Raw genomic sequence first — 26,318 nt, 5'->3', positions numbered from 1 at the left:
CATTGTGCTGAGGGCCAGCGGTAGGTTGAAACGCTGCATATTCAAAGTGAGAAAAGAGGCAAGCCTTTGTTTGGATTACTGAAATACGGACGTGATCAGCGTTGGGCTGGGGTGATTGAAGCGCTTTTTGATTGGTTGCCAACCTTACTACCGATCTTGATTGCGCTTAATTTGGGTACTGGGCATCAGGTTACGGCGCTCGTGACAACACTGGTGTTAATGGCGGTGTGGTTGGGTTACGTGGTGGGTTATGAACGGCACCACCGCCACGCATGGGCCATGAGTGCGAAACGGGAGCTGCGGGATCGCTATTTTACTGCGCTTTACCGACGCAATGATGCCGTTGCAACCACTGCTGCGGATCATGCGGTGATTCAGCGCGACTTGGGTGGTCTCAATAATTTAGATATGTTTTACAGCACGCTATTTCCAACCATTTTGCAGGCGGGCATGACGTTTTTGGTTTTAATTGGGCTTTCGTTTTGGTACCGCTCGTGGTTGGCACTTTTACCATTTGGCTGTGTGTTTTTAATTGGGCTGGCCATGATGTTTTTAGGCAAGCGGATGTCGGCGCAGAACAAGGCTCATCTCAGTGGGTTTTTGAAAATGGGCGGCCGGTTCATGGATGATTTACGCGGGATGACCACCTTAGTGATGTATGATGCCGCAGATCGTTATGCCCAGAAGTTTGCCGATGATAGCGAGTTTTTTCGGCAGGCAACAATGAATCTTTTGAAAACGCAATTGCAGACCTTGTTTGTGATTAACGGCTTTGTTTATTTGACGGTTTTTGCTGGCGGCTTCATCACGGCAGTTCAGCTGGTGGCCGGTCAATTACCGGTGGCAGGCGCGTTTGCCACTTGGTTTACATTGGCGATGATGATGGTAAATGCTCGGCAACTCGGTTATTTTGTCCATGTGGTGAAATCAAATGGCCCATCATTGGCAGCCATTTTGGCCACGATCGCCAAGGCTAAAGCGGCGCCGGACACCGTCAAAATCACGGATAATCGCCCGCTTAGCCAAATTACTTTGGATCAGGTTAGCATTGGATATGCCGCAGATGCGCCGCTGGTAACGGGGATTAATGCCACCCTGGTTCCGGGTAAGCTTTACGGTTTGGCTGGCGAAAATGGAACCGGCAAAAGTACGTTAATCCAAGCGATTTTGGGACGATTGAAACCTTTATCCGGCGCCATTATGGCTGACCAGACTGCGGTTTCGGCTCTAAGCAATGTGCAACAAGCGGCCGTGTTCGGCTATGTCACTGCCAACGAATATCTTTTTTCCGGCACGATTCAGGAGAACTTATTGTTAGGCAATCGCTTCGGTGATCAATGGCAAGCCAGACTCGCATCGTTGGGATTGATGCAGTTTGTGCCATCGCTGGAAAAAGGTTACGCGACCCAAGTAGGCGAAAACGGACGGCTGCTTTCACCTGGGCAGCGACAACAGTTGGCGTTTGCCCGGATGTTGCTGGCGGACAAGACGGTTTACTTATTAGACGAAATAACATCGAGTATTGATGAAGCCAATGCGGCGATTATCCTTCAGGCGGTTAAGAAGTTGAGTCGCCATAAGATTGTTTTGTTCATTTCCCATGATCTCAAGGCAATGACGCAGGCTGATGAAGTCTGGTTCATTCATGACCATCAGCTGACGGTTGCCAATCATCAGAGGCTGTATCAAAAACAGCCTGCATATCGGCAACTGGTAGACAACCCGGAGATGATGGAAAACGAGGTGAATTCCAATGATTAGAGGCCTGTTACGCTATACGCATCATCTGACCGGCGCTATTTTTATTAGTTTTCTAATTGGTATGGTGGCTGAATTAGCTAAAGTCGTGGTGTTGGTTTTAGCTGCTATGATGCTTTTTGATCCGCAAAACGCTGGACAATTGCTGTTACCTGGATTGATCGCCATTATTTTATTAGGCTTAGGCAGCTTTGGCGAGCAGTATTCCGGACATTATGTTGCGTTTCACGTGTTGGCAGACTTACGTGGAGCGGTTTATCGCCAATTGGTCAAACTGGCACCGGCTAAACTAGATACGCAAGCTAGTGGTAAGTTGCTTAAGCTAATTGGCAGTGATATTGAAGCCATGGAAATTTTTTACGCGCATACCTTGGTTCCGGTTGCGATCGGGTTGGTATACGGGCTCTTGGTAGTTGGCATTTATAGTCAGCTAAATTGGCTGGCTGCAATCATCGCACTGATTAGTTATGTTGCTGTCGGGATGGTGGTGCCATATGCGCGTCATCGGCAACTGACAGCCAAAACCCAGGCAGCCGATCGTTTGAAAGCTGCCAATCAGCAATATTTACTGGAATCAGTGCGCGGCATGGCGGTAGTGCGGCAATTAGGGATCGCCAAGCAACGCATGACAAAAGGCAATGAAGGTTTTGATCAGGAAGCAGCGGCTTTTCAGCAGGCGCAGTTTAGCCAATTGTTGAAAAATGTGGCGGCAACGGTCGTCATTGTTGGTGGTTGGCTACTGATGATTTGGCTCAGTGGCTGGCAGCAACCTACTGCCATTCAGCAAGCCTTGCTAGCAATCTTTCCACTTACTTTTGGGCCGCTGCTGGCGTTAAACAATCTGCCGGGCTCGTTGCTAAATGGTCTTGCGGCTGCGCGGAATTTATTTAACTTATTACAGGAACAACCGCTAAATGCTGCATCGCCAAACGCAAACCGCGTTGTGACTGCCATTAATCGAATTCAAGTGGATCAGGTCAGCTTTAGTTATCCAACTCGGCCGGAAGCGGTATTAAAAGACGTCACGGTGACTTTGAATGCCGGTGAAATCGTTGGTTTTGTTGGCGCGAGCGGATCAGGTAAAAGTACCTTGGCCAAGCTGATCATGGGTTGGTATCCGGTTAGTCACGGGCAGATTTTGATTGACGGTAACGATTTGGCGACCATCAAGCCGACTGCATTACGCAATCAAATGAATTATCTGCCGCAGACGCCGGTATTCTTTTCCGAGTCGGTGCGGGATAATCTCACACTGCATGACCCAGCCATCACGGATCAGCAGATTTGGACAGTTCTCGATCAGGTTAAGCTCCGGGCGCGACTGGAGCAAATGAGTCACGGCTTGGATACCGTGGTTGCGGCTAGTCACGTGCCATTTTCAAGCGGCGAGCAGCAACGACTCGAGTTGGCGCGGGCGTTGTTGCACCCAAGCAGTGTGTTGGTTCTCGATGAGCCGACAAGCAACTTGGACACCGAAAATGAACGGTTGATTTTAGAGACGATTAAAACTTACTATCATGGCATTGTGATTCTAATCTCGCACCGGCCTGAATCAGCAGCGTTTGCGGATCGGGTTTATCGGTTTTCCGAGCATCAGGTGGTCTTAGTAACTGAATAGTTAGCCTTCTGAAAAAAAGTGCGGTGAAAATTGAAGCCAAGTCGTTTACGTTGTCATTTTCTCGAAAAATTGTTAGCCTGAATCTGGATGCGGATTGAACCGTGATCTGACCGCCTTGGGGGAGGGCTAGCTATGATCATTGATGCGATTCTTAATAACAATGCCGTTGTCGTGCGGCGTGATAAGCGCGATATCATTGTCGTCGAACGCGGTATTGGGTTTCATGCTAAAAAAGGTGACCAGTTAACGCTGCAGGATTCGATGAAAATTTATGTGCCTGAAGATCACGCCAAACTAAAGATTGCGATGGCGACGATTGCCAGCTTGCCCGATGAATATTTAACGATTGCCGCGCGGATTATTCAGGAAGCTGAAGTTCAGTTACACACAAAATTCAACAGTTATTTGTTAATCGAGTTAGCCGATCATATACATTTTGCCGTGACGCGCTTGCATGAACAGCTTATTCTGCATAACAAATTACTGTGGGAGATCCAGATTGCCTATGAGCCGGCTTTTCGCATGGGTGAATGGGCGTTGACGGAAATTGCTAATCAGATCGGGGAACAGCTTCCTGAAGATGAGGCGGGTTTTATTGCGTTGAAATTTGTCAGCAACGATTTGAGCCAGCAACATCCCGTTAACTCGGTGGCGTTCACGCAAATGCTGGCTAACATTACCAAAATTATTTTCTATCAACTCGGACTGAACATGAACGCTAAGACGCCAGAGTATCAACGCTTGGTCATTCATCTAAAGTTCTTTCTTCAACGCGTTTATGCAACTTCAACGGCGAAAACACCGGTATCACCCGAACCATATGATCAGGCCTTGCTGGCACATCTGCAACAAGACTATACGCAGGCATACCGGTGCATGGAAGATGTGGTTAAGTTTATGCAGCAAAAATTACCCGGACCGATTTCAAAAAACGAACAAATTTATCTAACCCTCCACATCGCCCGTTTAGCCAAGAGTCAGGGGCAAAGTTTAAAAAGTAGTTGACGAACGCTAATCCATCAGATAAGATGATGATGTTGAAAGCGAATACATTTTAATTGGGCTTGTAACTATTGAATTAGGCAAAACCAGAAAGATACGACTTGTGTGCACCACAAGTCATGTCTTTCTGGCTTTTTTTTATGTGAGCGCGAGCCAGCGCGGTTAGGGGCCGGAGTGTAAGCGGCCTCAGACGTGATGGTCGGTCTTTGGCCATTGCGACTGAGGTCCTTACACGCAGACTTCTGCGCCGGGGAGCGCGTTAAAGCCGGCGTCAGCAGCGGGTGCAACTGCAGGTGCTGAGCGTAAACTAAAGGAGGCAGTTTGAAATGGGCGAAACAGCATTAGCCAAACAGTTGTTGAAACTGGTTGGCGGTAAGCAAAATATCAATCAGGTCTGGCATTGTGCCACCCGTTTGCGTTTTACGTTAAAGGATCAAGACAAGGTACCCAAAGAAAAAGTTGAAGCCTTAGACGGCGTTATCACCGTCGTGGAGGCTAGTGGACAGTTTCAGGTGGTCATTGGCAACAATGTCAGTGATGTTTATCAGGAAGTTGTAAAACTGGAACCATCGTTGAGTGATGGCACAGAAGGACCAGCAACCGTGACCCATGAAAAAATGACCTTTAAGCGCGCTTTCAACGGCTTGCTAACCTTTATTTCCGGCGTTTTTACCCCATTCTTGGGTGCAATGGCCGGTGCTGGGATCCTGAAGGGCCTGTTATCGCTAGCGGTGGTGCTTGGTTGGCTGACGACGAAAAGCGGGGCCTATCAGATTTGGTGGGCCGCGGCGGATGGCATTTTCTATTTTCTGCCGTTAGCCTTGGCATTTACGGCTGCCAAACAGTTGAAAGTCAATCAATTTGTTGCGATGGCGATTGCGGCGGCGATGGTTTATCCCAACATCGTGGCGTTGGTTGGCAAGCCGAGTATCGACTTTTTCGGCATTCCGGTGGTGGCTGCCAACTATACGGCAACCGTGCTGCCAATTTTGCTGGTGGTCGTGGTGCAGAAGTTTTTGGAGCCATTTTTCAACAGGATCTGGCATGAATCTGTGCGGAACATTTTGGCGCCGCTGTGTCTGTTAGTCGTGATTGTTCCGTTAACCATGCTGGTGGTCGGTCCGGTTAGTTCGATTCTCAGTAATGGCTTGGCAACTGCGATTGTGTCACTGAATAAGAGTGTGCCGGTCTTGGCAGGGATGATTCTTGGCGGATTCTGGCAGGTGTTTGTGATTTTCGGCGTTCATTGGGCTTTGGTTCCGGTGATGATGAACAACATTGCGCTGTATGGCACCGATCCGATGATGCCGATTCTTCTACCTGCTGTGTTGGCACAAGCGGGAGCAGCGTTTGCCGTGTTCCTCAAGGCGCGGGATGCCAAGATGAAAAGTCTGGCGGGCTCCAGTACGATCACCGCACTTTTCGGGATCACGGAGCCGACGATTTATGGGATCACGTTAAAACTGAAAAAGCCATTCTACTGTGCCTGTGTTGCTGGTGCAGTTGGCGGCATTATCGTCGCCATGTCCGGTGCTGGCGCTAATGTGGCCTCACTGGCAAGCATTTTGTCATTACCGACTTATTTAGGCAAAGGGTTTGGCGTTTCGGTGATTGGCGATGTAGTTGCCTTTGTGCTGGGCGTTGGCTTGACGCTCGCATTTGGCGGCATTAATGCACCGGCTAAAAATCAAGCTGCGGCTGAGGTGGTTGCTGATCACGCCGAAACTTTGGCCGCGCCGGTAAAAGGAACATTGGTCACCCTCAGTGACGTTCCTGATGAAGTGTTTGCTTCGGGTACCATGGGTCAAGGGATTGCGATTGAACCAGAAGAAAATGTCGTCAAGTCCCCGGTTGCCGGTACCGTGAGCCTAGTTTATCCAACAGGGCACGCAATCGGCATCACATCTGACAAAGGGGCCGAGATTCTGATCCATATTGGGATTGACACGGTGAACTTAAAAGGCAAGCACTTCAAAGCTTTAATTGAACAAGGCCAAAAAGTTACCGTTGGGACGCCACTGGTTGAATTTGACTACCAAGCGATTCAAGCGGCCGGATATGCGCCGACTGTGATGATGATTGTGACGAATTCTGATCAGTATCAAGTTGAGACCCGATCAGATGGTGCGACCGACGACGATGCATTAATGACACTGGCATAGAAAAGGTGGTATTTGACGATGAATAACTTGAAATTTCCAAAACAGTTTATGTGGGGTGGGGCAACCGCGGCCAATCAGCTAGAAGGTGCTTATCACGAGGATGGCAAGGGTTTATCAATTGCCGACGTGTTGCCTCAAGGAAAAGACCGGTTTGCGATTGTGAACCAACCGGACTTTGACTGGACGATTGATGAAAGCAAGTATCGCTATCCGAATCATTTGGGCATTGATCATTACCACCATTTTAAAGAAGATATTAAGCTATTTAGTGAGATGGGCTTCAAATGTTACCGCTTTTCCATTGCCTGGTCGCGGATTTTTCCAGAAGGTGATGAGCAGCAACCAAACCAAGCCGGCTTAGCTTTTTACGATGCGTTGATTGCGGAGTGCTTAAAGTATGGCATCGAACCGATCGTGACGATTTCTCATTATGAGATGCCGCTTCACTTGGTAACCAAGTATGGCGGGTGGAAAAATAAAGCGTTGATCACTTTCTACAAGCGGTTTGCGGAGACTGTGTTGACGCGATATTTTAAACAGGTTAAGTATTGGATGACCTTTAACGAAATTAATAGTGCGTTTTCTTTTCCTGTCATGAGTCAAGGCTTGGTCGCCAGTAACGGGGCTGATGATAAACGCAACATTTTCCAAGCGTGGCATAATCAGTTTGTCGCCAGTGCTTGGACAGTTAAAATTGGTCATGAATTGGATCCGCAGCTGCAAATCGGGTGCATGTTGCTGTATGCGACCACGTATAGCTATGATGCCAATCCTGTCAACCAACTTGCAACTTTGCAACAGAATCAGGCGTTTAACTTTTTCTGCGGCGATGTGCAAGTGCGCGGTGAATATCCGGCATACACTGATGCCATGATGGATGAGTACGGCGTTAAGTTCCAGGATCTTGAATTTTCCGCAGCTGAATTGGCGCTGTTGAAGCATTACCCGGTTGATTATATCGGGTTTAGCTACTACATGTCAGCGGTGATTGAAACTACGCAGGAGCATCATGCAGAAGTTGGCGGTAATTTGCTGAGTGGTCTGAAAAATCCGTTCCTGAAGGCGAGTGAATGGGGCTGGCAAATTGATCCAATCGGTCTGCGTATTGCCTTAAACCAACTTTACGATCGTTATCGCAAGCCACTGTTCATTGTTGAAAATGGTTTAGGCGCCATTGATCGGCCTGATGAAAAGGGTGAAGTTCAGGATGATTACCGGATTGATTACTTGCGGCAGCACATCGAGCAAATGGGTGCGGCGATTCATGATGGCGTTGATTTGATGGGTTACACACCATGGGGCTGCATCGACTTGGTGAGTGCCTCGTCGGGACAGATGTCAAAACGCTATGGCTTCATTTACGTTGATCTTGATGATGATGGGGAAGGGACGTTGGCGCGCAGTAAGAAAAAGTCATTTGATTGGTATCGGCGCGTCATTGCTTCAAATGGCGCGGATCTGGCTTAAATCTTGGCGCGCATGGATTAGCTAGTTGAAATTCACACGAAAAAGGACACCACTCGAATCCATCCGAATATTCGGTGGAATCAAGTGGTGTTTTTGGATGCATGAAGGTGGTGGCGACTGAGCTTGACGTTGGTTGTGTCATTTGGGTGATGCAAAATCGCCATTCACATCTACTTTTTGTTTCTGGCGCAAAATTTTAAAAAGTAAGTGATCGAAGCCGCTTGGTTTGTGACGAATTTAGGAAGAATTTGTTATGCTTGATGAGTCAGGATCAATGCCATTAACGTGTCGCGATAAACTGGTTCCTAATAAGTCGTGATTAAATGTGGCAAATGGTGCACATTTTTCCGGTTGAAGCAGCGGCGCCGTGGTATAAGATTCGGTAAGGTTAGAGCAAAGCGGTTGTGTGAAGTGTGAATCCAGCAAGCTGAATTCCTGGATTGATGAAAGGAAGACGGATATGTATCGAGATCTGAATGGTAAGGTTGCAGTCGTGACCGGTGGCTCCAAAGGTATTGGCGCGGGCATTGCAGAACGGTTTGGCAAAGAGCATATGGCCGTTGTGATTAATTATTTAGGTGATCACGAAGGCGCGCGAAAAACAGCCGATACAGTGATCAAAAATGGCGGTCAGGCAGTCAGTATTCATGCGGATGTTTCGACAGAAGCGGGGATAGCGAGTTTGGTTAAAACTGCCGAGTCTGAATTTGGCCGCCTTGATGTCTGGGTCAATAATGCAGGTATGGAAATTAAAGCACCGACGCATGAAGTGTCCCTGGATGACTGGAATAAAGTTATTGCGATTAATCAAACCGGGGTCTTTTTAGGCGCCCGGGCTGCTTTGAATTATTTTCTCGACCATCACCAGCCAGGCAATATTATTAACATCTCATCGGTCCATGAACAGATTCCCTGGCCAACGTTTGCCAGCTATACTGCAGCTAAAGGGGCGGTTAAGCTTTTCACGGAGACGATTGCGATGGAATACGCTAACCGCGGAATTCGGGTCAACGCTATCGGTCCCGGTGCCATTGAGACGCCGATTAATGCGGAAAAGTTTGCTGATAAGGCGCAGTATGACCAAACAGTCGCTATGATTCCCCAAGGACGACTAGGTAAACCGGAAGATGTTGCCGCCGGAGCAGCCTGGCTGGCATCGACAGAGTCAAGTTACGTCACTGGCACGACCCTATTTATTGACGGTGGGATGACATTATATCCTGCGTTTAAAGACGGACAGGGCTGATCAATGTTGCGAAGATGCAAAAAAGTCGCCATCTCGATTATGAAATGGCGACTTTTTGTTTACGGGTTAGAATTCGCGTTTTTTATACAGCACGGTGCTTAACCACCAAGAGAAGATGAAAGCTGAAATAAAGATTGCCACAATTACTCCGAACCAAGGCTTGAGGGCATCTAAGTCTACTTGGAAGCTTCTTTCAAGAAAGACGGCAATTAAGAGAATGGCAAGTGGAAAATAAGCAGCAAGAGGCGCGCGCTTAAACCCCAAGCCAATCATGAGTGGAAACGATAAGATAATTTGAAAGAGCATGAGCGCAGTACCAAAACAAAGCATCCACCCGAAAGCTTGTGAATCACGGATTGGATTAACGCGAGCCATCCAACCCAGACCAATGATAAGCATGCTGCACGCGTCAATTAAGCCCACTGTCATCAAACCGAACAGATAATGGCCGGCGACAATGGTAGTACGGCGGACCGGTAACATGGTGTAAAGATTCTCCATTCCTTGGCGATCAACACCGACAAAAGGCATCATCAATAAGCCAATGCTAAGACCCGTAATGCCGCCTGCAAGCGGGGTTGCTAAGTCACCGTTCAAGAAAGGGAGAAGCAACAAAACGATACTGATCAAAGTACCAAACCAAAAATACTTCTTACTATTAGTATGAAATACAGCCAGGTCCAAGCCAACAAGTTTGACCAAATCACGCATGTGCACGCCTCCCCTTGCCAAAAGCAATCATCAAGGTTTCCAAATCAACTGTTTCCTGAACAATACTGTCAGGCAGTTGATCGGCTTGATCGGCAGGCCAAATACCGGAGAATCCGACGCGGCTTTGTTGCAATCCGATAATCGTTGCTTGAATGCCCGGGGTTAACTCATTTGGGCCACCTTTAATCATAATATACCGATCAAGCAGGTCACTTAATGGCCCAGTGAAGGTTACTTTCCCTGTTAGCAAGTAAGTGACATAATCGGCCACTTTAGCCAATTCGATAATACTGTGGGTTGAAATCAAAACGCTATGTTGATCGTCGCTGATAAAATCCTGCAAAATGGCAATGAGTTCGTCACGGGCAATCGGATCCAAGCCAGACGTGGGTTCATCTAAGATTAAGAGCTGCGGATGATGGGCTAAAGCCGCGGCCAGTTGCAACTTGATTTTGGTACCCATTGATAAATCACGATATTTGGTTTTTTCAGGAATCGCAAAATCGTGACATAACTGTTTAAAATAAACCGCATCCCAACTAGGGAAAAAAGGACCGACAAACCGATTCACCGCGGTTGATTGCCATGAGTCTGGATAAACCATTCCATCCAGAACAACACCAAGCTGATCCCGAACCTGTTTTCGAGCTGCAACGGTGGTTTGACCCAGTAAACTGATATCACCACTGTCAGGTTGAAGCATGTCGAGAATCGCTTTGATCGTTGTTGTTTTGCCTGCGCCATTTGGACCGATGAAACCCATAATATAACCGGCAGGCAGGTGAAAACTGACGTCAGCCAAGTGAAAATCCTCATAGTGTTTGTTGAGGTGCGAAACTGTGAGTAAATCAGTTGTCATGATCGGCTTCTCCTTCTGCTTGCAGTAATGTATCTAACATAGTGTGCAACTCGGCGGGGGTGATTTTGGCCATTTTAGCCGTGTCGATTGCTTGATTCAGGGACGCTTCAATGTCGCGCAGTGCGTTTTCCCGGACCAAAGAGCTATCTTGGCCGAGAACATAGGCGCCTTTACCCTGAACGTTGGTAATGAATCCGGCTGCTTCAAGTTCGTGATAGGCGCGGGTCGTTGTGATCACGCTGATACGTAAATCTTTAGCAAGACTGCGGATAGACGGCAGTTGTTCATTCGCCTTTAACTGACCGGCGAGGATCGCGGTTTTCACCTGGTCTTCGATTTGTTCATAAATCGGTTTGCCCGATTGATTTGAGATGACGATCCGCATGGTTAACCTCATTTCGTGTCATGATTTGACCGGATGACGCTTGCGGGCGGTACGTTGTAATTGTAACGAACGCTTGAACGCTTTGAAAATACCGCCATCAGAATAGCTTAACACATTCGTCTGATAAAGCTTGACCGTTAGCCAGGTGAACGCGATTAAAAAGATCACATTAATGCCGAATGCTGACCAGCCGGCCGCAGCACTGACTTGGCCTGCTCCCAGTCGTACGGGCATCATCATGGTTGATAAAAATGGCACATAACTGGCGATATTAAGAATAGGCGAGGCGCCATTGGCAACAATGATAGCGCCAAAGTAGCCAACCATTCCCAGCATCACAATCGGTGTGGTAGCCTGGCCGATCTGTTCCTGATTCGCAACCAGCGAACCAGTTAAGGCGGCCAAAACGGTATAGGTCAAGGTGCCGACAAAGAAGAACGCAATACTAAACAGAATCATGTTTGGACTCACACTACTCAGGTCAAGATGGCCGATAAGCGTTGACAGGGGATTTTGCGGTAGCTGGCGTAAGGCGACGAGACTGGCTAATCCGACCACGCCATAAATAATGATTTGTGTTGCCATCAACGCCAGAATGCCAAGCAGTTTGCCAAAGAACTGAGCTTGCGGCGTAATCGCAGTTAAAATCGATTCTTCTATCCGTGACCCTTTTTCTGTCCCAATTTCCTGCGCCATCATTGAAGCATAACCGATGACAAAGGTGTAAATCAAAATATCGACGATGAAACCCGCAACCGATCCGGACGCTTGGGATTTGGCAGAACGGGTGACAAGCTTGCCATCATCTACTTTGACACTGGTAGTGGCCAAGGCGGGAGTCGCAAAAAGTTGCTGCAGTTGGGTGGTCGATAGCTGTAGTTGACTGGCAACTTTTTTGGTGTGGGCTTGAGCCAGCACACCTTGTAGTTGGGTGCGATTGATGCTTTGCCCATCTGTTCGCTGAATGAGACTTGCCTGTTGGGTCGGCTGACCGGTGACTGTCAAAACTGCATCAAGTTTTTCGGCCGCCAATGCTCGTTTAGCTGCAGCCGTGGTGGCGTAATGCGTATAATGCTGATCGTTGTCGCTGCTGCTTTTAAACGTTTGAACCAATGCCGGGCTGTCCGAAACCACGCCGATTCGGGTTGTTTGGTTGGTTTGATTCATCAACCAGAAAACCGCGCCAAAAATAGCGGCTAATACTAACGGACCCAGGACAATCCATAACCAGGTTTTACTTTTAAGATTCTTGATGAAGACTTGGCGAAAAATGACATCCATTTTTTCCATGATTAGGCCTCTACTTTCATGCGGAAGATTTCGTCTAAGGATGGTGCTTGTTGACTAAACTCGGGAATGTAGCCTTGGTGTGTGGCAGCGGCGAAAATATCATGGCCAACTTGCGGATCGGTCAGTTTGACTAAGAAGCCGCGGGAACGTGGCGTCACCGTGATCACGCCGGGGAAAGCCTGTAGCTCCTGTTGGGTTAAGGGGGATTGAACGTAGAGTCGGGTTTGACCAAACTGTTCGCGAATTTCGTCAAGCTTGCCGGATAAGACAACGGCACCGTTTTTTAGCATGACCAACCGATCGGAAATGGCTTCAACGTTGCGCATGTCGTGGCTCGAATAGATAATTGCGCTGCCTTGATCACGCAACCGGCGAATCCCGACTTCTAGCAGATGGGCATTAACCGGATCCAGACCGGAAAAGGGTTCATCCAAAATAATAAATTGGGGTGTATGAATCATCGCGGCAATCAGTTGAACTTTTTGCTGATTACCTTTTGACAGATCTTTGACGAGATCAGTGGGCTTGCCTTTGACTTGAAATTGGTCAAGCCATTGATCAAGGACTGCCATGACCGCTGGACGTTTCATACCGTGAAGTTCAGCGAAGAAACAAATTTGATCCGCGATGGTCATTTTAGGATACAAACCGCGTTCTTCAGGTAAATACCCGATTGTCTCGCGACTCAGTTTGGCCAATGGTTGCTGGTTCCAAGTAACCGTGCCTTGATCCGGTTGCAGCAAGTTCAGTAACATGCGGAAGGTCGTGGTCTTTCCGGCACCATTTTGACCGATAAGTCCGAGAATTTCTCCGGGTCGAACCGCAAAAGAAACATCGTGAACGGCGGTGGTATTTCCAAAACGCTTGGTAAGGTTGGTGACGTTGAGCATAGCGAACATCTCCTTTGTGTGTTTATACTGTATATGTAATATATGCACAGTATAAACAGCGACTATTGGAATTGCAAGCAGCATTTTGGAAATTTGATGACGATTTGTCAGCTGCGGCGATTTACGTGGGTTGAGCGGCTATCATTTGTGTGAATATAAGGCAACTTTTTTGAACCCAAAAACGCCAGAAGTCAGGCAGCATTTGCTGTAATGACTTCTGGCGCATTCAAAAAGCAGTGATTCAAATGTTAAGGCAGGTTGAAGATCAAAATCGGATTCATTCCGCTTGTTGGGCAACTTGGCTTAATGACATAACATCCCGGACAATCATTAATTCCTCGTTTGTCGGGATAACGAGGGTCTTGACACGTGCATCGGCTGCCGTAATATCGCCGGCGTTATCGTGAATCTGTAAATTGCGCTCAGGATCAATCCGGGCGCCCAGATAGCCAAGCGATTGCATGATGCGGGCGCGAATATTACTACTGTGCTCGCCGATGCCGGCTGTGAAGACAAGCACGTCAACGCCATTCATTAAGGCCGCGTAAGCACCGATATATTTGATGATTCGGTTGACGAAAATATCCAGCGCTAGTTTTGCGCGCGGATGCGTCGGGGCGGCGGCTTCAAGATCACGAACATCGTGGCTGATGCCGGAGATCCCGCGCAATCCGGATTCGGTGTTTAAAATGTCAATCATTTGATCAACATCGGTTATGTCTAACTTCTTCATGAGGTAGGCAATCAATGAAACGTCCACATCACCGGCGCGGGTTCCCATTGTCACGCCGGATACAGGGGTGAACCCCATTGACGTATCCACGGATTTACCATTTTGGATCGCCGTGATGCTGGAGCCGGCGCCAAGATGCATGACAATCATACGCATGGATTCAAGCGGTTTGCCTAGCATTTTGGCTGCGTGAGCACTGACATACCGAACGCTGGTGCCATGTGCGCCATATTTACGAACGCCATATTTTTGATAATATTCATAAGGAATGCTGTAAAGATAATTGACCGGTTTCATAGTCTGATGAAAGGCAGTATCAAAAACCGCCACTTCAAGCGCCCAAGGCATCATCTTACGGAAAATGTCGATGCAATCGGCTTCGACGGGATTGTGCAGTGGCGCGTAATCCCGCAGCGCTCGAATTTGTGCCAACACCCGATTGTCAATGACGATAGGTGCGGAAAATAGTTCTCCACCTGCAACAACGCGATGACCGATGCCGGTAATTTCATCGAGGCGGTTCACCAGACCTAAAGATTGCAAGTGACTGAGCAAATTGCTGACAGCTTCCCGATAATTGCGAATCGGAGTGGTACTTTCATAAACCTGATCAGTACCATACTTGATTTTAACCGTCGACTGACGCAGGATATCAGTTGCGCCTTCTGCTACTTGTCTTTCGCTGGGCATGTCAAACAACTTCCATTTAAGTGAGGAGCTGCCGGCATTGATAGAGAGGATTTTTACCATGTTTGATCACTCTTTCACTATTGCTATATCTGTATCATACCACTTAAAAAGCACAATGTTTGTGAAACATTGTGCTAATTGTTAATTTTTAAAAATTAAATGAATTATTATTTTGGCATGATTTCTTGAAATATGCAATGTTGGCGGCGATTCTTTAACAATTTTTGCACTGACAGACAACCAAAATTGAAGCTGGGATCGCTAAAGAAATCACAAATTAGTTAATGCGTTCGCTGCAAGAGCTGCTGCGTGAGCTTGGTCAAGGCTGCTTTGGTAGGCGATGAAGGCAGTGGGTTCAAAGCTGCAATTGCTCGGTGTGTATAGGTGAAAGCAAGCTGATGTGCCTGTGGAAGACCGTGTTTACGAACAATCGCAGCGATTTCATCAGCATTGGCGGCGATTTGTTCGGCTGTTTTCGTTAAAGGCGTCAACTGGTCAGGCACAGTTTGATAGGCGTAGATGAGCGGCAAGGTGACAATGCCATTATTTAAATCCTCAAGCGCCGGTTTATTCAATGTTTTGGCAGTTTGGGTATAATCAAGTAAATCATCAATCATTTGAAAGGCCATGCCGAGCTGCCGGCCAAATCGGTAAGCGGCCTTTTTCTGGGTGGCAGAAAGGTGACCGATCGTTGCGCCTGTATAAGTCGCCAGCGCAAACAAAGCGGCTGTTTTACCGCTGATGGCACTTAAATAAGCATTGACGGTTGGAATGAGCGGTGCGCTGGGGCCGTTTTGATCCACTTCACCCATAAAGATGCGCTTCATGATGCGGGCGTTGGTTCTTAAATCAACGGTTTCGGGATCCTGTTCGCTAAGCAACTGAAAATAGATGGCAAACAGGAAATCACCGGCATAGATGGCTTCACGATTTCCGGACTCGGCAGAAACCGTGGTCATGCCGCGACGAATATCGGCATGATCCAGCACATCATCGTGAACCAGTGTGGCTAGGTGTAGTGCTTCAATCGCAGCACCAGCCGTCACAAGCTCAGCGTTGTCAGGTTCGCCAAAACGCGCTAGCATAAGCATAAGCCCGCTTCGTAACATCTTGCCGCCTGCATTGATTTGTTGCTGAATCAACGTATGCACTTGTGGTTCGCGTAAAGTCGCGACCTGTTCCAGCCGCTGCTGAATCTGTTCGAGTTGGTGATAGACCATGGGGAATCGGTGCCACAGGGGATGAATCATGCATTTTCTCTCTTTCCTAAAGACATATTTACTCTACTGTACCTGATTCTTAAAAGTCAATTGTTGGAGGTTGTTATGTCAATATCTGTATTTCTTGAATTAGTTGAGGTTAAGGCGAAAACAGCATCGGTTTTCCCCTTTTTGTTGGGGACGTTGTTTGCCTGGTACCATTATCATACGTTACATATTCCGGAATTGTTGGTTTTCTTTGTTGCCATGCTTTTGTTTAACATGGCGGTTGATGCGAATGACAACTATCAAGATTATCGCCGTTCGGAAAAGACAGAAGCTCTACATTTTCGCGAAAAGACCAATATCATCGGCGTCAATCATCTGAATCCAAGTATGATTGGCTGGATGGTGGTGGCAATGATGGTCACCAGCGCAGTGCTTGGCTTGTGGATGGTAAGCCGTACCGGATGGCCATTGTTGGTCATGGGACTGTTTAGCTTTGCGGTAGGCTATGGCTATGCAGGTGGTCCGCGGCCGATTTCTGCCACACCGTATGGAGAATTCTTCTCGGGATTTACGATGGGGTTTGTCATTTTTCTGATCGCGGTTTATGTCAACGTCTTTAACGTGGTCGACTTTTCGTGGTCATTAATTGCGTCGGTTTATCTGGCAAGTGGGTTGGCACAATGCGCAATTTCGGCGTTGTTACTGGCCAACAACATTGCTGATCAGGATGAAGATGAGACGCTTAAACGGCGCACGATTGTCCATTATCTCGGACGTCAGCGCAGCATTGTTTTCTTTTATAGTCTGTATACGGCAGGATTCTTGATGCTGATTGTTTCGGTATTACTCGGCCTGTTGCCAAAATTGACGCTGCTGACATTGATCACCGTGCCGCTGGTCGTCAAAAATGCGCGTGGGTTTGCTGCTAATCCGGTTAAAAAGCTGACGTTTCCGAACGCCATCAAAAATCTATTCGTCACCACTTTAGCGCAGGTAGTCTTTTTGGCGCTTGGGGTGTGGCTCAATTTCTAAGCGGTAAAGCGTACGTGTGAGGAGGTTAAGCAGGCCATGACAATTCGGCCTTTTGTTAAAAAAGATTTGGGCCATTTTATTGATGCGGTGACACCATTATTGTCGCCTTCAGCCTTGAATTTCGCCTTGATTACCGATACTCATGACAAAGCCAAATTCTCATCGACTTATTATGGCCCGACTGGATTTTGGCATGTCCGTGAGCAGCAGTGGTTGAGTACCCGGATGCCACTTGACTTGCGGGTTCATCTTGGCGACTTGGTTGATGGCTCGGAATTGCCATGGCTAACCAAAATGCGCTTGCGCAATATCATGGTTGATTATCGGCGGGGTGCGGTGCCATTTCTGGTTACTAAAGGCAATCACGATGACAATGATAAATTCGCCGAAAAGCGGCCCGGTCACAAAGGCAGCTTCTTGCCGGATGTTAATCGTCAGCTGATATTTGCGACAGATGCCGCGCAGCCTGATATTGCGGTTTCGCATGAAGGCTTATTGGTACGGGACTATCCGGGATTACGCGTGATCGTATTAAATACGGCTGATGTACCGTTACATGCCGGACATAAAATTTACGATGTCAAGAAGACTTTAGCGGTTTCGTTTGCGCAGTTACGCGACTTTGCTTTAGCGTTAAAAGGCGCGTTGAATCGTGATGTGTTAATCATGAGTCACGCGCCGGCAATGAATCAAAAAGGCCAACCAGCCTTAAGGTTTAACGGTCGGGCCGTCCATGAGTTGTTGCGGGCTTTTAATTTGCATGCCAGTGGGGTGTTGAATACAGGTAAAACGCCTGAATTTGGCGGACAGTTAAGGTTTGATTTCACCCAAAACACGGGCCGGATCATTGCGTATCTCGCCGGACACTATCACTTGGAAGCGGACTATCAGGTGAATGGTATTCATTACAGCCTACAAAATACCAGTGCACTGATGGGTCGCCATCACGGATTGACGACTAAATTTAATCGCCGGTTTGATCGACATTTTGGTACTCCTAGCGAATATGCCGGATATGTTGTCAGTGTTGACATTGATCGTCGGCGTTTAAGTCTCTATGGCTATGGCGCAGCAAGTCGGGTTCGACGGTTTGCTTTTTGACGGTTTAAAAATTTTTTTGTAAAAAAGCAGGTCATAGGGCTTGCCAAGATAGCGCTTACATGATACACTTTATTTGAAGTTAAGGAAGAACATCAAGGTCGATGCAGGAACCAAGAATCACGATCCTTCGTTCAGTAACAAGCAAACGAACTGGCTCGAAAGTGTGTGTCGCAAAGCACGAGTAAAACGAATAGAGCGTTGGTGCAGTAAGTATCTGCGCCACCTATCGTCAGATTCATGTTCCATGAGATCTAAAGATGAACACACATGGAGGTATGAGGCTAATAACAAGACTCAGTAATCCAAGCGGGACAATGAGCTTCCCATAGATGTTCAATCGGGTGTGTCATAGAACCACCAAACAACGCCAAGTTATCTGGCAACATCATTTCAACACTCGTCGTTCCGTACAAGTGAATAAGATTTTTGTAGAGGTGTCGCAGTATTAGGTTTATTGAAGAGGGTTTTACAATTAGTACCAGTCAATGTAACAATATGACTGCATCGGTCAAATCCTTAACTTAGGAGATCCAAGTTCGACTGTAGGAACTTGGATCTCTATTTTTTTGCCGTTTTTGGGGGATTTTAGTGGTGGGATTCGGTGATGGTGCCGACTTTGAGGGGGGCAGTGTGAGTGTGGTCGGGCTGCGGCTGAAACGCGTTCACTGGCGCAGGAGTCGGTTCACGCTCTGTTCTGAAACGCGTTCGCCAGCCCAGAAACCTGCACATAAGGACCTTGAGCGCAATGGCCAAGCCCGGGCCATCACGCTCAAGGACACTTATGCTCCGGTTTCTAACCGGGCTGGCTCACGCTCTGTTCTGAAACGCGTTCACTGGCGCAGCGATCTGCGTGTAAGGACCTCAACCCTAAATGGCCAAAGCCCAGCCATTTAGGGTTGAGGCCACTTACACTCCGATCGCTAACCGCGCCAGTTCACGCTCTTTGATTGACTTGCGTTGTCAAATCTTTATACTGAAACAAGTAATGATCGTCATTCACGCGAAAAGGGGTTAACTGTATGTGCGGAATCATCGCGTTTGCGGACAAGACAATTTTGAACAAGAAACCAGTTATTAATAACATGATGGATATGATTAAACACCGGGGGCCGAATTCGAGTGGCGAATATATCAATGATGATGTTGCGCTTGGATTTCGTCGGTTGTCGATCATTGATTTAAAGGGTGGTTCGCAGCCGATTCTGAACGAAGACGGTACTGTTGCGATTATCTTTAATGGGGAAATCTATAATTTTCAAAGTATTCGCAAAGATTTGATTGCTGCCGGACATGTGTTTAAGACCCATTCCGACACCGAGGTGCTGCTTCATGGTTACGAAGAGTATGGCATTGAAGAACTGTTGAAAAAGATTCGCGGCATGTTTGCTTTCCTGATTTGGGATGACAACAAGAAAGAAATGTTTGGTGCCCGCGACTTCTTTGGGATTAAGCCGATGTATTATTACCACGATGGCGATACGTTCATCGTTGGTAGTGAAATCAAGGCCTTTTTGAAGCATCCTAAGTTTAAGAAACAACTGAATAAAGAAGCGCTCAAACCGTATTTGACTTTCCAGTACTCCGCGTTGGACGAAACTTTCTTCAAAGGCGTTTATCGCATTCCGGAAGGTCATTACTTCACGTTGAAGGATAATGAACTCACGATTAAGAAGTATTGGGATATGGATTTCAAGGCTAATAATCTGAGTTTTGAAGATACGGTTGCTGCCATTGACAAGAGTGTGTCCGAATCAGTTGATGCCCACCGAATTTCCGATGTTGAAGTCGGATCGCTGCTTTCTTCAGGGGTGGATTCATCTTACATTACCGCGCTGTTGCGGCCAGAGCACACCTTCTCCATCGGTTTTGACAACAAGAAGTATCATGAAGGGGTCGCCGCGAAGGAACTCAGCGATAAATTGGGCTTAGATAACACCAGTGATATCGTGACGGAAAAAGAGGCGTTGGATAACTTCCCGTTGATTCAATATCATTTGGACGAACCGGATTCCAACCCTTCCTGCGTGCCGTTATACTTCCTGACAAGACTGGCTCACAAAGATGTGACGGTTATTTTGTCTGGTGAAGGGGCCGACGAACTTTTTGCCGGGTATGCTAACTATGGTTTTCACACCCGCAGCCATGCGATTCGGGTCTTCGCGGACGGCTTGCGCAAGTTACCGCGCGGCGTGAAGTACCGCATTGCCCATGGGTTGAAGAAGATGCCGAACTTCCACGGACGGCTGCATCTGTATGAATCCACGGCCCCGGCGGAAGAGTTCTTCATTGGTGAGGCCTTAGTTTTCCATGAAGGCCAGGCCGATGAGATTTTGCAGCCGGAATTCCGCCAGAGTAAGAGTGTTCGTGATATCGTAACGGAATCGTACAAAAAGGTGCGCCATTACGATGATGAAGTCAAGAAGATGCAGTACCTTGATATTCACCAGTTCATGCCTAAGGATATTTTGCTGAAGGCCGACAAGCTGTCGATGGCCAACTCCATGGAGCTGCGGGTGCCGTTTTTGGATAAGGAAGTTGCCAAAGTGGCGGCTGGTATTCCAACCAAATATCTGATCAACTCACACAATTCTAAGTACGCCTTGCGTGAAGCTGCCAACCGTCACCTGCCAGAAGAATGGGCGAGTCGCGAAAAACTCGGCTTCCCGGTTCCGGTCAAACAGTGGCTTGAAGATGAGCCTTTTTATAAAAAGGTTCGCGAAACATTTGAGCAAGACTGGGTTAAAGAGTTCTTTGATCAAGACGCGATTTTGGATATTCTCGATAAGACTTACCGCAAAGAGCGCAATGATCGCCGCAAAGTTTGGACGATTTATACCTTCTTAGTTTGGTATAAGGTTTATTTCATTGATGATGAGATTCCGCATTATGTGGCGGATTCAAACAAAGAAAAGCTCGAAGCCTAATCGATTTTGAACCTAAACAAGCACAAGCTGCAGCCAGAACTCATTCTGTCTGTGGCTTGTGCTTTTTAAGTGTTAGTCACTTCTCTGCGCTGGCAAGTGTGGTGGGAGCTCATCATCTAGACATATTTTTGGGTAAGTTGGGTTTGACCTGAATGCAACAGTACAGCACTGGAAAGTCACTTTGGAGGACTTGCTCGGCACTTTTGCAGATGCGGTAGGATTTGGCGAGGCTATCACCGGCTGGGAGCACGATTTCGGCTTCGACAATAATATTGCTGCCAGCATACCGACCATCAACGAAGCTGACCGCGAGTATCCCACTAACAGTTTGCAGCTTGTCCACAAGTTGGGTGCGGAGGGCAGGATTGAACCCGTTGGAGAGCTTTTCAGCGCTGGTGCTGAGAATTCGGCTGCCGTTCCAGATCAAGAATAGCCCGATCAAAACAGCTGCCAGTGGATCAATCCAGTGGATGTGCCAATAGGAAGCACCGAGAATGGCGATCATGGTGCCAGTTGAAGTCAAAGCGTCGCCGAGAAAATCTTTGGCCGATGCCGCGAGTGAACTGCTTTGTGTATGTTGGCCAATGAGGTGGTTGAACCAACAAAGGATTAACATTGACACCGCTGAAATGGCAGCCATAATAGCGGCTTGGCCTTTGAGTGGCGCAGCGGCGTGTCCGGATAGTAAGGCCAAAGTTGCGCCCAGTCCTTCCCAGATGGTGATCAGGCCGATAAGAAACATACCCAAGCCGGCAAGAAAAACGGCAAGATTCTCAAATTGCCAGTGACCTTCAAGATGAAATGTATCAGAAGGGCGGGTGGCAAACGATAGTCCGACAATCAAAGCAGAGACGGTGACAATGCCAGTCAAATTATTTTGACCATCGGCGGTTAAAGCAACGGCATGATCCTTCGCGCCGAACCATAGCTCAATGGCGGCAATCACAGTGTAGACGATGAGATTCACAACCAGCATACGCCGGGCCTGACGAATCTTCTCATGACCGTGTTGTTCAATTAAGGCTGAGATACTGAGCGAATTGTTGCTTTTTAACATCGCAAACACCTTCTTTAGTGAGCGTGAGCCAGCCCGGTTAGAAATCGGAGTGTAAGTGGCCTTGGGCGTGATGGCCGGGCTTTGGCCATTGCGCCCAAGGCCCTTACACGCAGATTTCTGGGCTGGCGAACGCGTTATGGTAAGCGCGAGCCAGCGTGGTTAGAGACCGGAGTGTAAGTGGCCTTGGGCGTGATGGCCCGGTTTTGGCCATTGCGTTCGAGGTCCTTACACGCAGGCCTTTGCGCCGGGGAGCGCGTTAAGCATCTTCAGTAGCATCAATTTCGATGAAGCTTTGATGCAAGCCGATCTGAAAACGGAAGAGCATAAGAAGATTGAATAGACCGATTAAGCCGATCATGATCGCCATGTCGGTGCCAATCGCTTGATGAGTTGCAATTAAGCTTCTTAAAGCGTCAATGAGATAGGTCATCGGCAGCCATTCATTGATCGCTTTTGCAAAGCCATTGACCAAATAAGTAGGGTATAACCCACCTGAGCCAGCTAGCTGAAGGACCAAGACGATTGAAACCAGCCATGTTCCGAAACCGCCAAGCAGCAGGCGGAGACAGAAAATCAAGGACAGGAACAACCAAGATCCGAGAAGAATGGCAATGAAGAACAGACCATGATCGCTGACGTGCAAATGATTACCAGCTAATAAGGAAATATCAAGCAATCCTGCCTGTAATAAGCCAACTGTGCCAATCACCGAAGCTTTGCTGGCCCACCAACTTAGTGCGTACCGTGGTTTACGATGCGGTAGGAAGCCTTCGTACATGGTGCCCAGCGCGATTCCGCCGACATAGAGGCCGATAGCGATGGCAAAAGGCGCCATGCCGGTTCCGTTGTTGGGGATCTTGGCGACATCCGACGTGACTTCACGCACAGGCGCGGCTAAAGCAGCAGCGTTATTCGCCCCAGTTTGGATACTTGCCAGCTTCTGACTGCCGATTGTCAATTGGTTGGCTAAAGTTTGGCTGCCGTTTTGTAACTGTTGCGAGCCAGCTGCGAGTGCGGTGGCGGCAGTTGTTAATTGGGTGACGCCGGTATTGAGGGAAGCCACTGCTTGATTCGTCTGTCCCTGACTTTTGGTTGCTTGCTGAAGCCCGGTTGCGAGGCGGTTTAGTCCAGTGCTAAGTTGTGCGGTGCCGGTTGTGAGTTGTTGAGCGCCGGTGGTCAACGTTTGGCCGCCGGTAGCCGCCTTGGTCATGCCGGTATCGGCCTGATGTAGTGCCGTTAGCACAATGCCAGCATATAATTTGGTAACTTGACTCGCCACTTTTGATTTGATGGCAGTCGCAGCGCCTGTGGTCATTTTAGAGACAATGAAGTTCTGACCGGAATTGAACCGAAAGTAAAGCGGCATGGTTTCTGGGGTGGTCGTTAGTAGGGTGGTTGCCTTTTTGGAAAAGTTACGCGGGATGGTCAACACCATGTAATAGGTGCCCCGGTGCAGCCGGTTGGTCGCAGTGGAAGCAGAAACATGATGAAAATCCAGCGCGGTTGATTTGGTCAAATTGGCGGTTAACTGCTGGCCAATCGCAATCTTTTTTCCGTGGTAAGTAACAGGCCGATCATGATCAACGATGGCGACCGGTAACTGATCCATCTTGCCATAGGTATCCCACATGGACGAAAGATAGATAAAACAATAGATGGCTGGGATGAGCGCAATTGCCACCAGGACAACGACCATCATTTTGTGCTGCATGAGATAACGCCATTCACTTCTTAGCATGGTAAGACCGCCTTTCAAATTGACACTCTGTTCATTCACGATCATAGTGGCCTTAAGGCGGTCAGACAAGAAACAATCTGAGCCATCTGTTCAGTCTCTGAACGCACTTTTAACCGGCAGCATGCGGGAAAAGTGCTGATGATCGCCGCTTAAACGGGTGAACAGTTTGGCACGATTTGTCAATTGCTTCGGGGTAAAATTTGTTGTTCAATGAGAATGGTAATTAACAGTATGTTCATGGAGGTTGACGCGATGGCTAGTAGTACGAAAATGCTTGAAACAGAAATGAAAATTCAGCAGGCGTTTATGACGCTGATGCATCAGGAAGGGTTTGGCAAGTTAAGCGTGCAACAATTAGCCAAGTTGGCCGGCATCAGTCGTGGCACCTTTTATCTGCACTATTTCGATAAGTATGATTTATTGGCGCATTATGAAGATGAAATGATCGGACATGTGAAAAGCATTTTTGCCCATTTTCCCAAACCGCTTCAAGCTAAACGCGCAGCAAACCCGTTACCCGAGCGTGATGCTTTCTTTCAGTTGTTCAAGTATTTGTATCGCCAACGGGATCTGGCCGTTTTACTGTTGAATGAAAATCAAACGCAACTAACCGCGAAAGTGAAGCAATTGGTTGTTGAGTTGTTGCGGCAAGGCGGTAGTGAGTTAGTTGCTGATGATCGTGATGTGCCCAGCGATTATGCTCAGGAGATTGTCAGTCAAGGGGTTGTGGATTTAATTGTTTACTGGCTCAATCAAACGCCGGTTCGCTCACCGGAATCGGTTTACAGCATCTTTCGCACCACACGCCACCTAACGCCTGAACAGTTAACAGCTCGGATATAAAGAGGACGCAAAAAACCGCCGCAAAATAGCGACGGTTAATCAAGCGTAGCGGTTTGGCACTATTTGTGTAGAAACTGATGAAACGCGGTCATGACAGCCTCAGGCGCATCGATCATCAGATTATGACCGGCGTTTGGGATTACGGTTGTGGTCATGTGTGCGCCTTTATGGGCAAAGACCACTTGATCCTGATAGCCAACTTCATTGTCATTTTCACCTAACACAAGCGTAACTGGTGACTTAATCAGGCTGCTTAAGCGTGATTCAATCGACAGACGATAAGCATGGCGGTTCTTCATGGCAACCCAGAAATCGCGGTTAAAAGTTTTAAGCCCTAGCAGGATAAGTTCCTGATATTGTCGCCAGGTTGAAGGATTGATAACAACATTCATGTGTAGATAGTCGGTAAAATCCGGTGACTGACTGGTTACTGACGCACTAATAAGATGCTTTAGTGGCGCAACCGTACGTGCTGTTTTCTCCGCGAGTACAACCGGAGCGGTTAAAAAAGCACCGGAAAACTCGTTAGGAAATCGCGCAAGCAGGCCTAATGCTAGATAGCCACCGTAAGAATGGCCGACAAGATAACATGGCCCTTCGCTGGTCGCCTGAATGAAAGCATGAACCTGTGCCAACACATCATCAGCAGATTGCAATGCTGACGTGGCCGGTGAATTTCCCATTCCCGGTAAATCCGGATAGAGGCGGGCAAAATGCCGCTCTTCGCTGGTAAAACGTGGCTCATAAAAAGCTGCCATGCTGTGTCCGTCTAACCCCATGCCATGTAAAAAGTAGATGGTTTTCCCAACCCCAATTTTGTTGTAGTGAAGGCCTATTTTAGTTGGCATCGTATAGAGCTCCTTAGTGATCAGTTATCATTGCTGGGGATGAATGGTTGAATCAAATTAGCCAGTGCCTCGATGTTCCGAGTCTGGATATAGACGGTCCCGGAACCAGTGAACCGATTGACTAAACCTTCACCGGTAGTAAAACCGATGACACCACTAGCCGGCTGGATGCTGTAATCCAGCTGGCTGTCCCAAGCGACAACATGACTGTTATCCACGACATATTCATGGCTGCCATCAAGTTCGATCGGAATGATGTCACCATAAGCCGAAACCAGCATGGTGCCAGTGCCCGCTGTTTCCATGATGAAGAATCCGCCAGTGCCGCCAAATAAAGCACCACCGACTTTTTGACTGGCCATGTGATAACTAACGGAAGTGTCCATTGCCAAAAACGCACCGGTATTCAGGCGATATTGATGATTGGCATCGAGCGTCAATTCTTTGATAACGCCGGGGTTGCCGGGCGCAATCGCCAATTCAGCGTTAGCCGCCTTACCAGTTGCCGTTGTGATAAAAAAGCTCTCGCCACTGGTTATGGAGCGTCCAATCGCACTCATTAGGCCGCCGAGTCCGCGTTTGCCATTGCTATTCATGTGGCCGCTTAGTTCAACCAAGCCATTGTGATAGATCATGGAGCCAGATTCGATCTGGATCGTTTCATCTTGTTGTAGCGCAATCTGCACAACCGGAAACGTATTGTTGGCCGAGATGGTATAGTTCATCATTAAAGCCCCTTTCTTGATTGTCTTCATT

Annotated in this window: 21 protein-coding genes; 10 read left to right on the top strand and 11 right to left on the bottom strand. The window is 47.8% G+C overall.

Annotation, left to right across the window (positions count from 1 at the left end; all coding sequences use genetic code 11):
• Positions 1 to 66 precede the first annotated feature (66 nt).
• From EL173_RS11245 to EL173_RS11215, 6 genes are all read left to right on the top strand, one after another.
• Positions 67 to 1,761 (top strand): ABC transporter ATP-binding protein/permease, encoded by a 1,695-nt coding sequence (locus tag EL173_RS11245; RefSeq protein WP_005692542.1) that lies wholly within the window; start codon positions 67 to 69, stop codon positions 1,759 to 1,761.
• Complete coding sequence (locus tag EL173_RS11240) at positions 1,754 to 3,376, top strand: ABC transporter ATP-binding protein (protein ID WP_005692543.1); 1,623 nt, start codon at positions 1,754 to 1,756, stop codon at positions 3,374 to 3,376. The genes EL173_RS11245 and EL173_RS11240 overlap by 8 nt, the downstream gene beginning before the upstream one ends.
• 132 nt (positions 3,377 to 3,508) lie before the next feature.
• On the top strand, positions 3,509 to 4,381 hold the full coding sequence (locus tag EL173_RS11235) for a PRD domain-containing protein (protein ID WP_005692544.1): 873 nt from the start codon (positions 3,509 to 3,511) through the stop codon (positions 4,379 to 4,381).
• Between the two features lie 323 nt (positions 4,382 to 4,704).
• On the top strand, positions 4,705 to 6,540 hold the full coding sequence (locus EL173_RS11225) for a beta-glucoside-specific PTS transporter subunit IIABC (RefSeq protein ID WP_005692546.1): 1,836 nt from the start codon (positions 4,705 to 4,707) through the stop codon (positions 6,538 to 6,540).
• 18 nt (positions 6,541 to 6,558) lie between these two features.
• Positions 6,559 to 8,007: a glycoside hydrolase family 1 protein gene (locus EL173_RS11220; RefSeq protein WP_005692547.1), complete on the top strand. Its 1,449-nt coding sequence runs from the start codon at positions 6,559 to 6,561 to the stop codon at positions 8,005 to 8,007.
• Between the two features lie 460 nt (positions 8,008 to 8,467).
• Complete coding sequence (locus tag EL173_RS11215) at positions 8,468 to 9,253, top strand: glucose 1-dehydrogenase (RefSeq protein ID WP_014571518.1); 786 nt, start codon at positions 8,468 to 8,470, stop codon at positions 9,251 to 9,253.
• 66 nt (positions 9,254 to 9,319) lie between these two features.
• Here EL173_RS11215 and EL173_RS11210 read toward each other — a convergent pair whose 3' ends face one another.
• From EL173_RS11210 to EL173_RS11180, 7 genes are all read right to left on the bottom strand, one after another.
• Complete coding sequence (locus EL173_RS11210) at positions 9,320 to 9,964, bottom strand: ABC-2 transporter permease (RefSeq protein WP_005692554.1); 645 nt, start codon at positions 9,962 to 9,964, stop codon at positions 9,320 to 9,322.
• Positions 9,957 to 10,823, bottom strand: coding sequence for an ABC transporter ATP-binding protein (locus EL173_RS11205; RefSeq protein WP_005692556.1), 867 nt, complete (start codon positions 10,821 to 10,823; stop codon positions 9,957 to 9,959). The genes EL173_RS11210 and EL173_RS11205 overlap by 8 nt, the downstream gene beginning before the upstream one ends.
• Positions 10,813 to 11,208: a GntR family transcriptional regulator gene (locus tag EL173_RS11200; RefSeq protein WP_014571517.1), complete on the bottom strand. Its 396-nt coding sequence runs from the start codon at positions 11,206 to 11,208 to the stop codon at positions 10,813 to 10,815. The genes EL173_RS11205 and EL173_RS11200 overlap by 11 nt, the downstream gene beginning before the upstream one ends.
• Positions 11,209 to 11,226: 18 nt before the next feature.
• A complete protein-coding gene (locus EL173_RS11195) occupies positions 11,227 to 12,498 on the bottom strand; it encodes an ABC transporter permease (RefSeq protein WP_005692560.1) in 1,272 nt (423 codons plus the stop codon).
• Between the two features lie 2 nt (positions 12,499 to 12,500).
• Positions 12,501 to 13,388 carry an ABC transporter ATP-binding protein gene (locus EL173_RS11190; RefSeq protein WP_014569961.1) on the bottom strand — a complete coding sequence of 296 codons (888 nt, stop codon included), beginning with the start codon at positions 13,386 to 13,388 and terminating at the stop codon, positions 12,501 to 12,503.
• A gap of 277 nt (positions 13,389 to 13,665) precedes the next feature.
• Positions 13,666 to 14,871 (bottom strand): acetate kinase, encoded by a 1,206-nt coding sequence (locus EL173_RS11185; RefSeq protein WP_005692564.1) that lies wholly within the window; start codon positions 14,869 to 14,871, stop codon positions 13,666 to 13,668.
• 221 nt (positions 14,872 to 15,092) lie between these two features.
• Entirely contained in the window at positions 15,093 to 16,061 is a 969-nt protein-coding gene (locus EL173_RS11180; RefSeq protein WP_015764660.1) for a polyprenyl synthetase family protein, read from the bottom strand.
• Positions 16,062 to 16,136: 75 nt separating this feature from the next.
• Between EL173_RS11180 and EL173_RS11175 the strand changes: the two genes are divergently transcribed.
• From EL173_RS11175 to asnB, 3 genes are all read left to right on the top strand, one after another.
• Positions 16,137 to 17,051 (top strand): 1,4-dihydroxy-2-naphthoate polyprenyltransferase, encoded by a 915-nt coding sequence (locus EL173_RS11175; RefSeq protein WP_014571516.1) that lies wholly within the window; start codon positions 16,137 to 16,139, stop codon positions 17,049 to 17,051.
• Positions 17,052 to 17,087: 36 nt separating this feature from the next.
• Positions 17,088 to 18,152 carry a metallophosphoesterase family protein gene (locus EL173_RS11170; RefSeq protein ID WP_005692570.1) on the top strand — a complete coding sequence of 355 codons (1,065 nt, stop codon included), beginning with the start codon at positions 17,088 to 17,090 and terminating at the stop codon, positions 18,150 to 18,152.
• Between the two features lie 1,019 nt (positions 18,153 to 19,171).
• Positions 19,172 to 21,076, top strand: a complete 1,905-nt coding sequence (asnB, locus tag EL173_RS11160; RefSeq protein WP_005684701.1) for an asparagine synthase (glutamine-hydrolyzing) — start codon at positions 19,172 to 19,174, stop codon at positions 21,074 to 21,076.
• A gap of 112 nt (positions 21,077 to 21,188) precedes the next feature.
• On the opposite strand, the gene EL173_RS11155 is transcribed toward asnB, so the two are convergent.
• On the bottom strand, positions 21,189 to 22,133 hold the full coding sequence (locus tag EL173_RS11155; RefSeq protein WP_014571514.1) for a cation diffusion facilitator family transporter: 945 nt from the start codon (positions 22,131 to 22,133) through the stop codon (positions 21,189 to 21,191).
• Positions 22,134 to 22,389: 256 nt separating this feature from the next.
• A complete protein-coding gene (locus EL173_RS11145; RefSeq protein ID WP_014571513.1) occupies positions 22,390 to 23,871 on the bottom strand; it encodes a YhgE/Pip family protein in 1,482 nt (493 codons plus the stop codon).
• A gap of 252 nt (positions 23,872 to 24,123) precedes the next feature.
• Between EL173_RS11145 and EL173_RS11140 the strand changes: the two genes are divergently transcribed.
• Positions 24,124 to 24,714, top strand: coding sequence for a TetR/AcrR family transcriptional regulator (locus tag EL173_RS11140; protein WP_005715326.1), 591 nt, complete (start codon positions 24,124 to 24,126; stop codon positions 24,712 to 24,714).
• A 59-nt stretch (positions 24,715 to 24,773) separates the two neighbouring features.
• On the opposite strand, the gene EL173_RS11135 is transcribed toward EL173_RS11140, so the two are convergent.
• Together EL173_RS11135 and EL173_RS11130 are read right to left on the bottom strand one after the other, a co-directional pair.
• Complete coding sequence (locus EL173_RS11135; protein ID WP_005692581.1) at positions 24,774 to 25,562, bottom strand: alpha/beta fold hydrolase; 789 nt, start codon at positions 25,560 to 25,562, stop codon at positions 24,774 to 24,776.
• 20 nt (positions 25,563 to 25,582) lie between these two features.
• Entirely contained in the window at positions 25,583 to 26,287 is a 705-nt protein-coding gene (locus EL173_RS11130) for a TIGR00266 family protein (RefSeq protein WP_014571512.1), read from the bottom strand.
• Positions 26,288 to 26,318 lie beyond the last annotated feature (31 nt).

The organism is Lacticaseibacillus rhamnosus, assembly GCF_900636965.1.
GTDB classification, from domain to species: domain Bacteria; phylum Bacillota; class Bacilli; order Lactobacillales; family Lactobacillaceae; genus Lacticaseibacillus; species Lacticaseibacillus rhamnosus.
Note: the sequence above shows the minus strand (reverse complement) of the source record. Positions and strands in the feature narration are given on the sequence as shown.

What these genes read in the sequence shown, in the direction of transcription:
- EL173_RS11240 (WP_005692543.1), top strand. Translation starts at nt 1,754, where the DNA reads ATGATTAGAGGCCTGTTACGCTATACGCATCATCTGACCGGCGCTATT.
- EL173_RS11235 (WP_005692544.1), top strand. Translation starts at nt 3,509, where the DNA reads ATGATCATTGATGCGATTCTTAATAACAATGCCGTTGTCGTGCGGCGT.
- EL173_RS11225 (WP_005692546.1), top strand. Translation starts at nt 4,705, where the DNA reads ATGGGCGAAACAGCATTAGCCAAACAGTTGTTGAAACTGGTTGGCGGT.
- EL173_RS11220 (WP_005692547.1), top strand. Translation starts at nt 6,559, where the DNA reads ATGAATAACTTGAAATTTCCAAAACAGTTTATGTGGGGTGGGGCAACC.
- EL173_RS11215 (WP_014571518.1), top strand. Translation starts at nt 8,468, where the DNA reads ATGTATCGAGATCTGAATGGTAAGGTTGCAGTCGTGACCGGTGGCTCC.
- EL173_RS11210 (WP_005692554.1), bottom strand. Translation starts at nt 9,964, where the DNA reads ATGCGTGATTTGGTCAAACTTGTTGGCTTGGACCTGGCTGTATTTCAT.
- EL173_RS11205 (WP_005692556.1), bottom strand. Translation starts at nt 10,823, where the DNA reads ATGACAACTGATTTACTCACAGTTTCGCACCTCAACAAACACTATGAG.
- EL173_RS11200 (WP_014571517.1), bottom strand. Translation starts at nt 11,208, where the DNA reads ATGCGGATCGTCATCTCAAATCAATCGGGCAAACCGATTTATGAACAA.
- EL173_RS11195 (WP_005692560.1), bottom strand. Translation starts at nt 12,498, where the DNA reads ATGGAAAAAATGGATGTCATTTTTCGCCAAGTCTTCATCAAGAATCTT.
- EL173_RS11190 (WP_014569961.1), bottom strand. Translation starts at nt 13,388, where the DNA reads ATGCTCAACGTCACCAACCTTACCAAGCGTTTTGGAAATACCACCGCC.
- EL173_RS11185 (WP_005692564.1), bottom strand. Translation starts at nt 14,871, where the DNA reads ATGGTAAAAATCCTCTCTATCAATGCCGGCAGCTCCTCACTTAAATGG.
- EL173_RS11180 (WP_015764660.1), bottom strand. Translation starts at nt 16,061, where the DNA reads ATGATTCATCCCCTGTGGCACCGATTCCCCATGGTCTATCACCAACTC.
- EL173_RS11175 (WP_014571516.1), top strand. Translation starts at nt 16,137, where the DNA reads ATGTCAATATCTGTATTTCTTGAATTAGTTGAGGTTAAGGCGAAAACA.
- EL173_RS11170 (WP_005692570.1), top strand. Translation starts at nt 17,088, where the DNA reads ATGACAATTCGGCCTTTTGTTAAAAAAGATTTGGGCCATTTTATTGAT.
- asnB (WP_005684701.1), top strand. Translation starts at nt 19,172, where the DNA reads ATGTGCGGAATCATCGCGTTTGCGGACAAGACAATTTTGAACAAGAAA.
- EL173_RS11155 (WP_014571514.1), bottom strand. Translation starts at nt 22,133, where the DNA reads ATGTTAAAAAGCAACAATTCGCTCAGTATCTCAGCCTTAATTGAACAA.
- EL173_RS11145 (WP_014571513.1), bottom strand. Translation starts at nt 23,871, where the DNA reads ATGCTAAGAAGTGAATGGCGTTATCTCATGCAGCACAAAATGATGGTC.
- EL173_RS11140 (WP_005715326.1), top strand. Translation starts at nt 24,124, where the DNA reads ATGGCTAGTAGTACGAAAATGCTTGAAACAGAAATGAAAATTCAGCAG.
- EL173_RS11135 (WP_005692581.1), bottom strand. Translation starts at nt 25,562, where the DNA reads ATGCCAACTAAAATAGGCCTTCACTACAACAAAATTGGGGTTGGGAAA.
- EL173_RS11130 (WP_014571512.1), bottom strand. Translation starts at nt 26,287, where the DNA reads ATGAACTATACCATCTCGGCCAACAATACGTTTCCGGTTGTGCAGATT.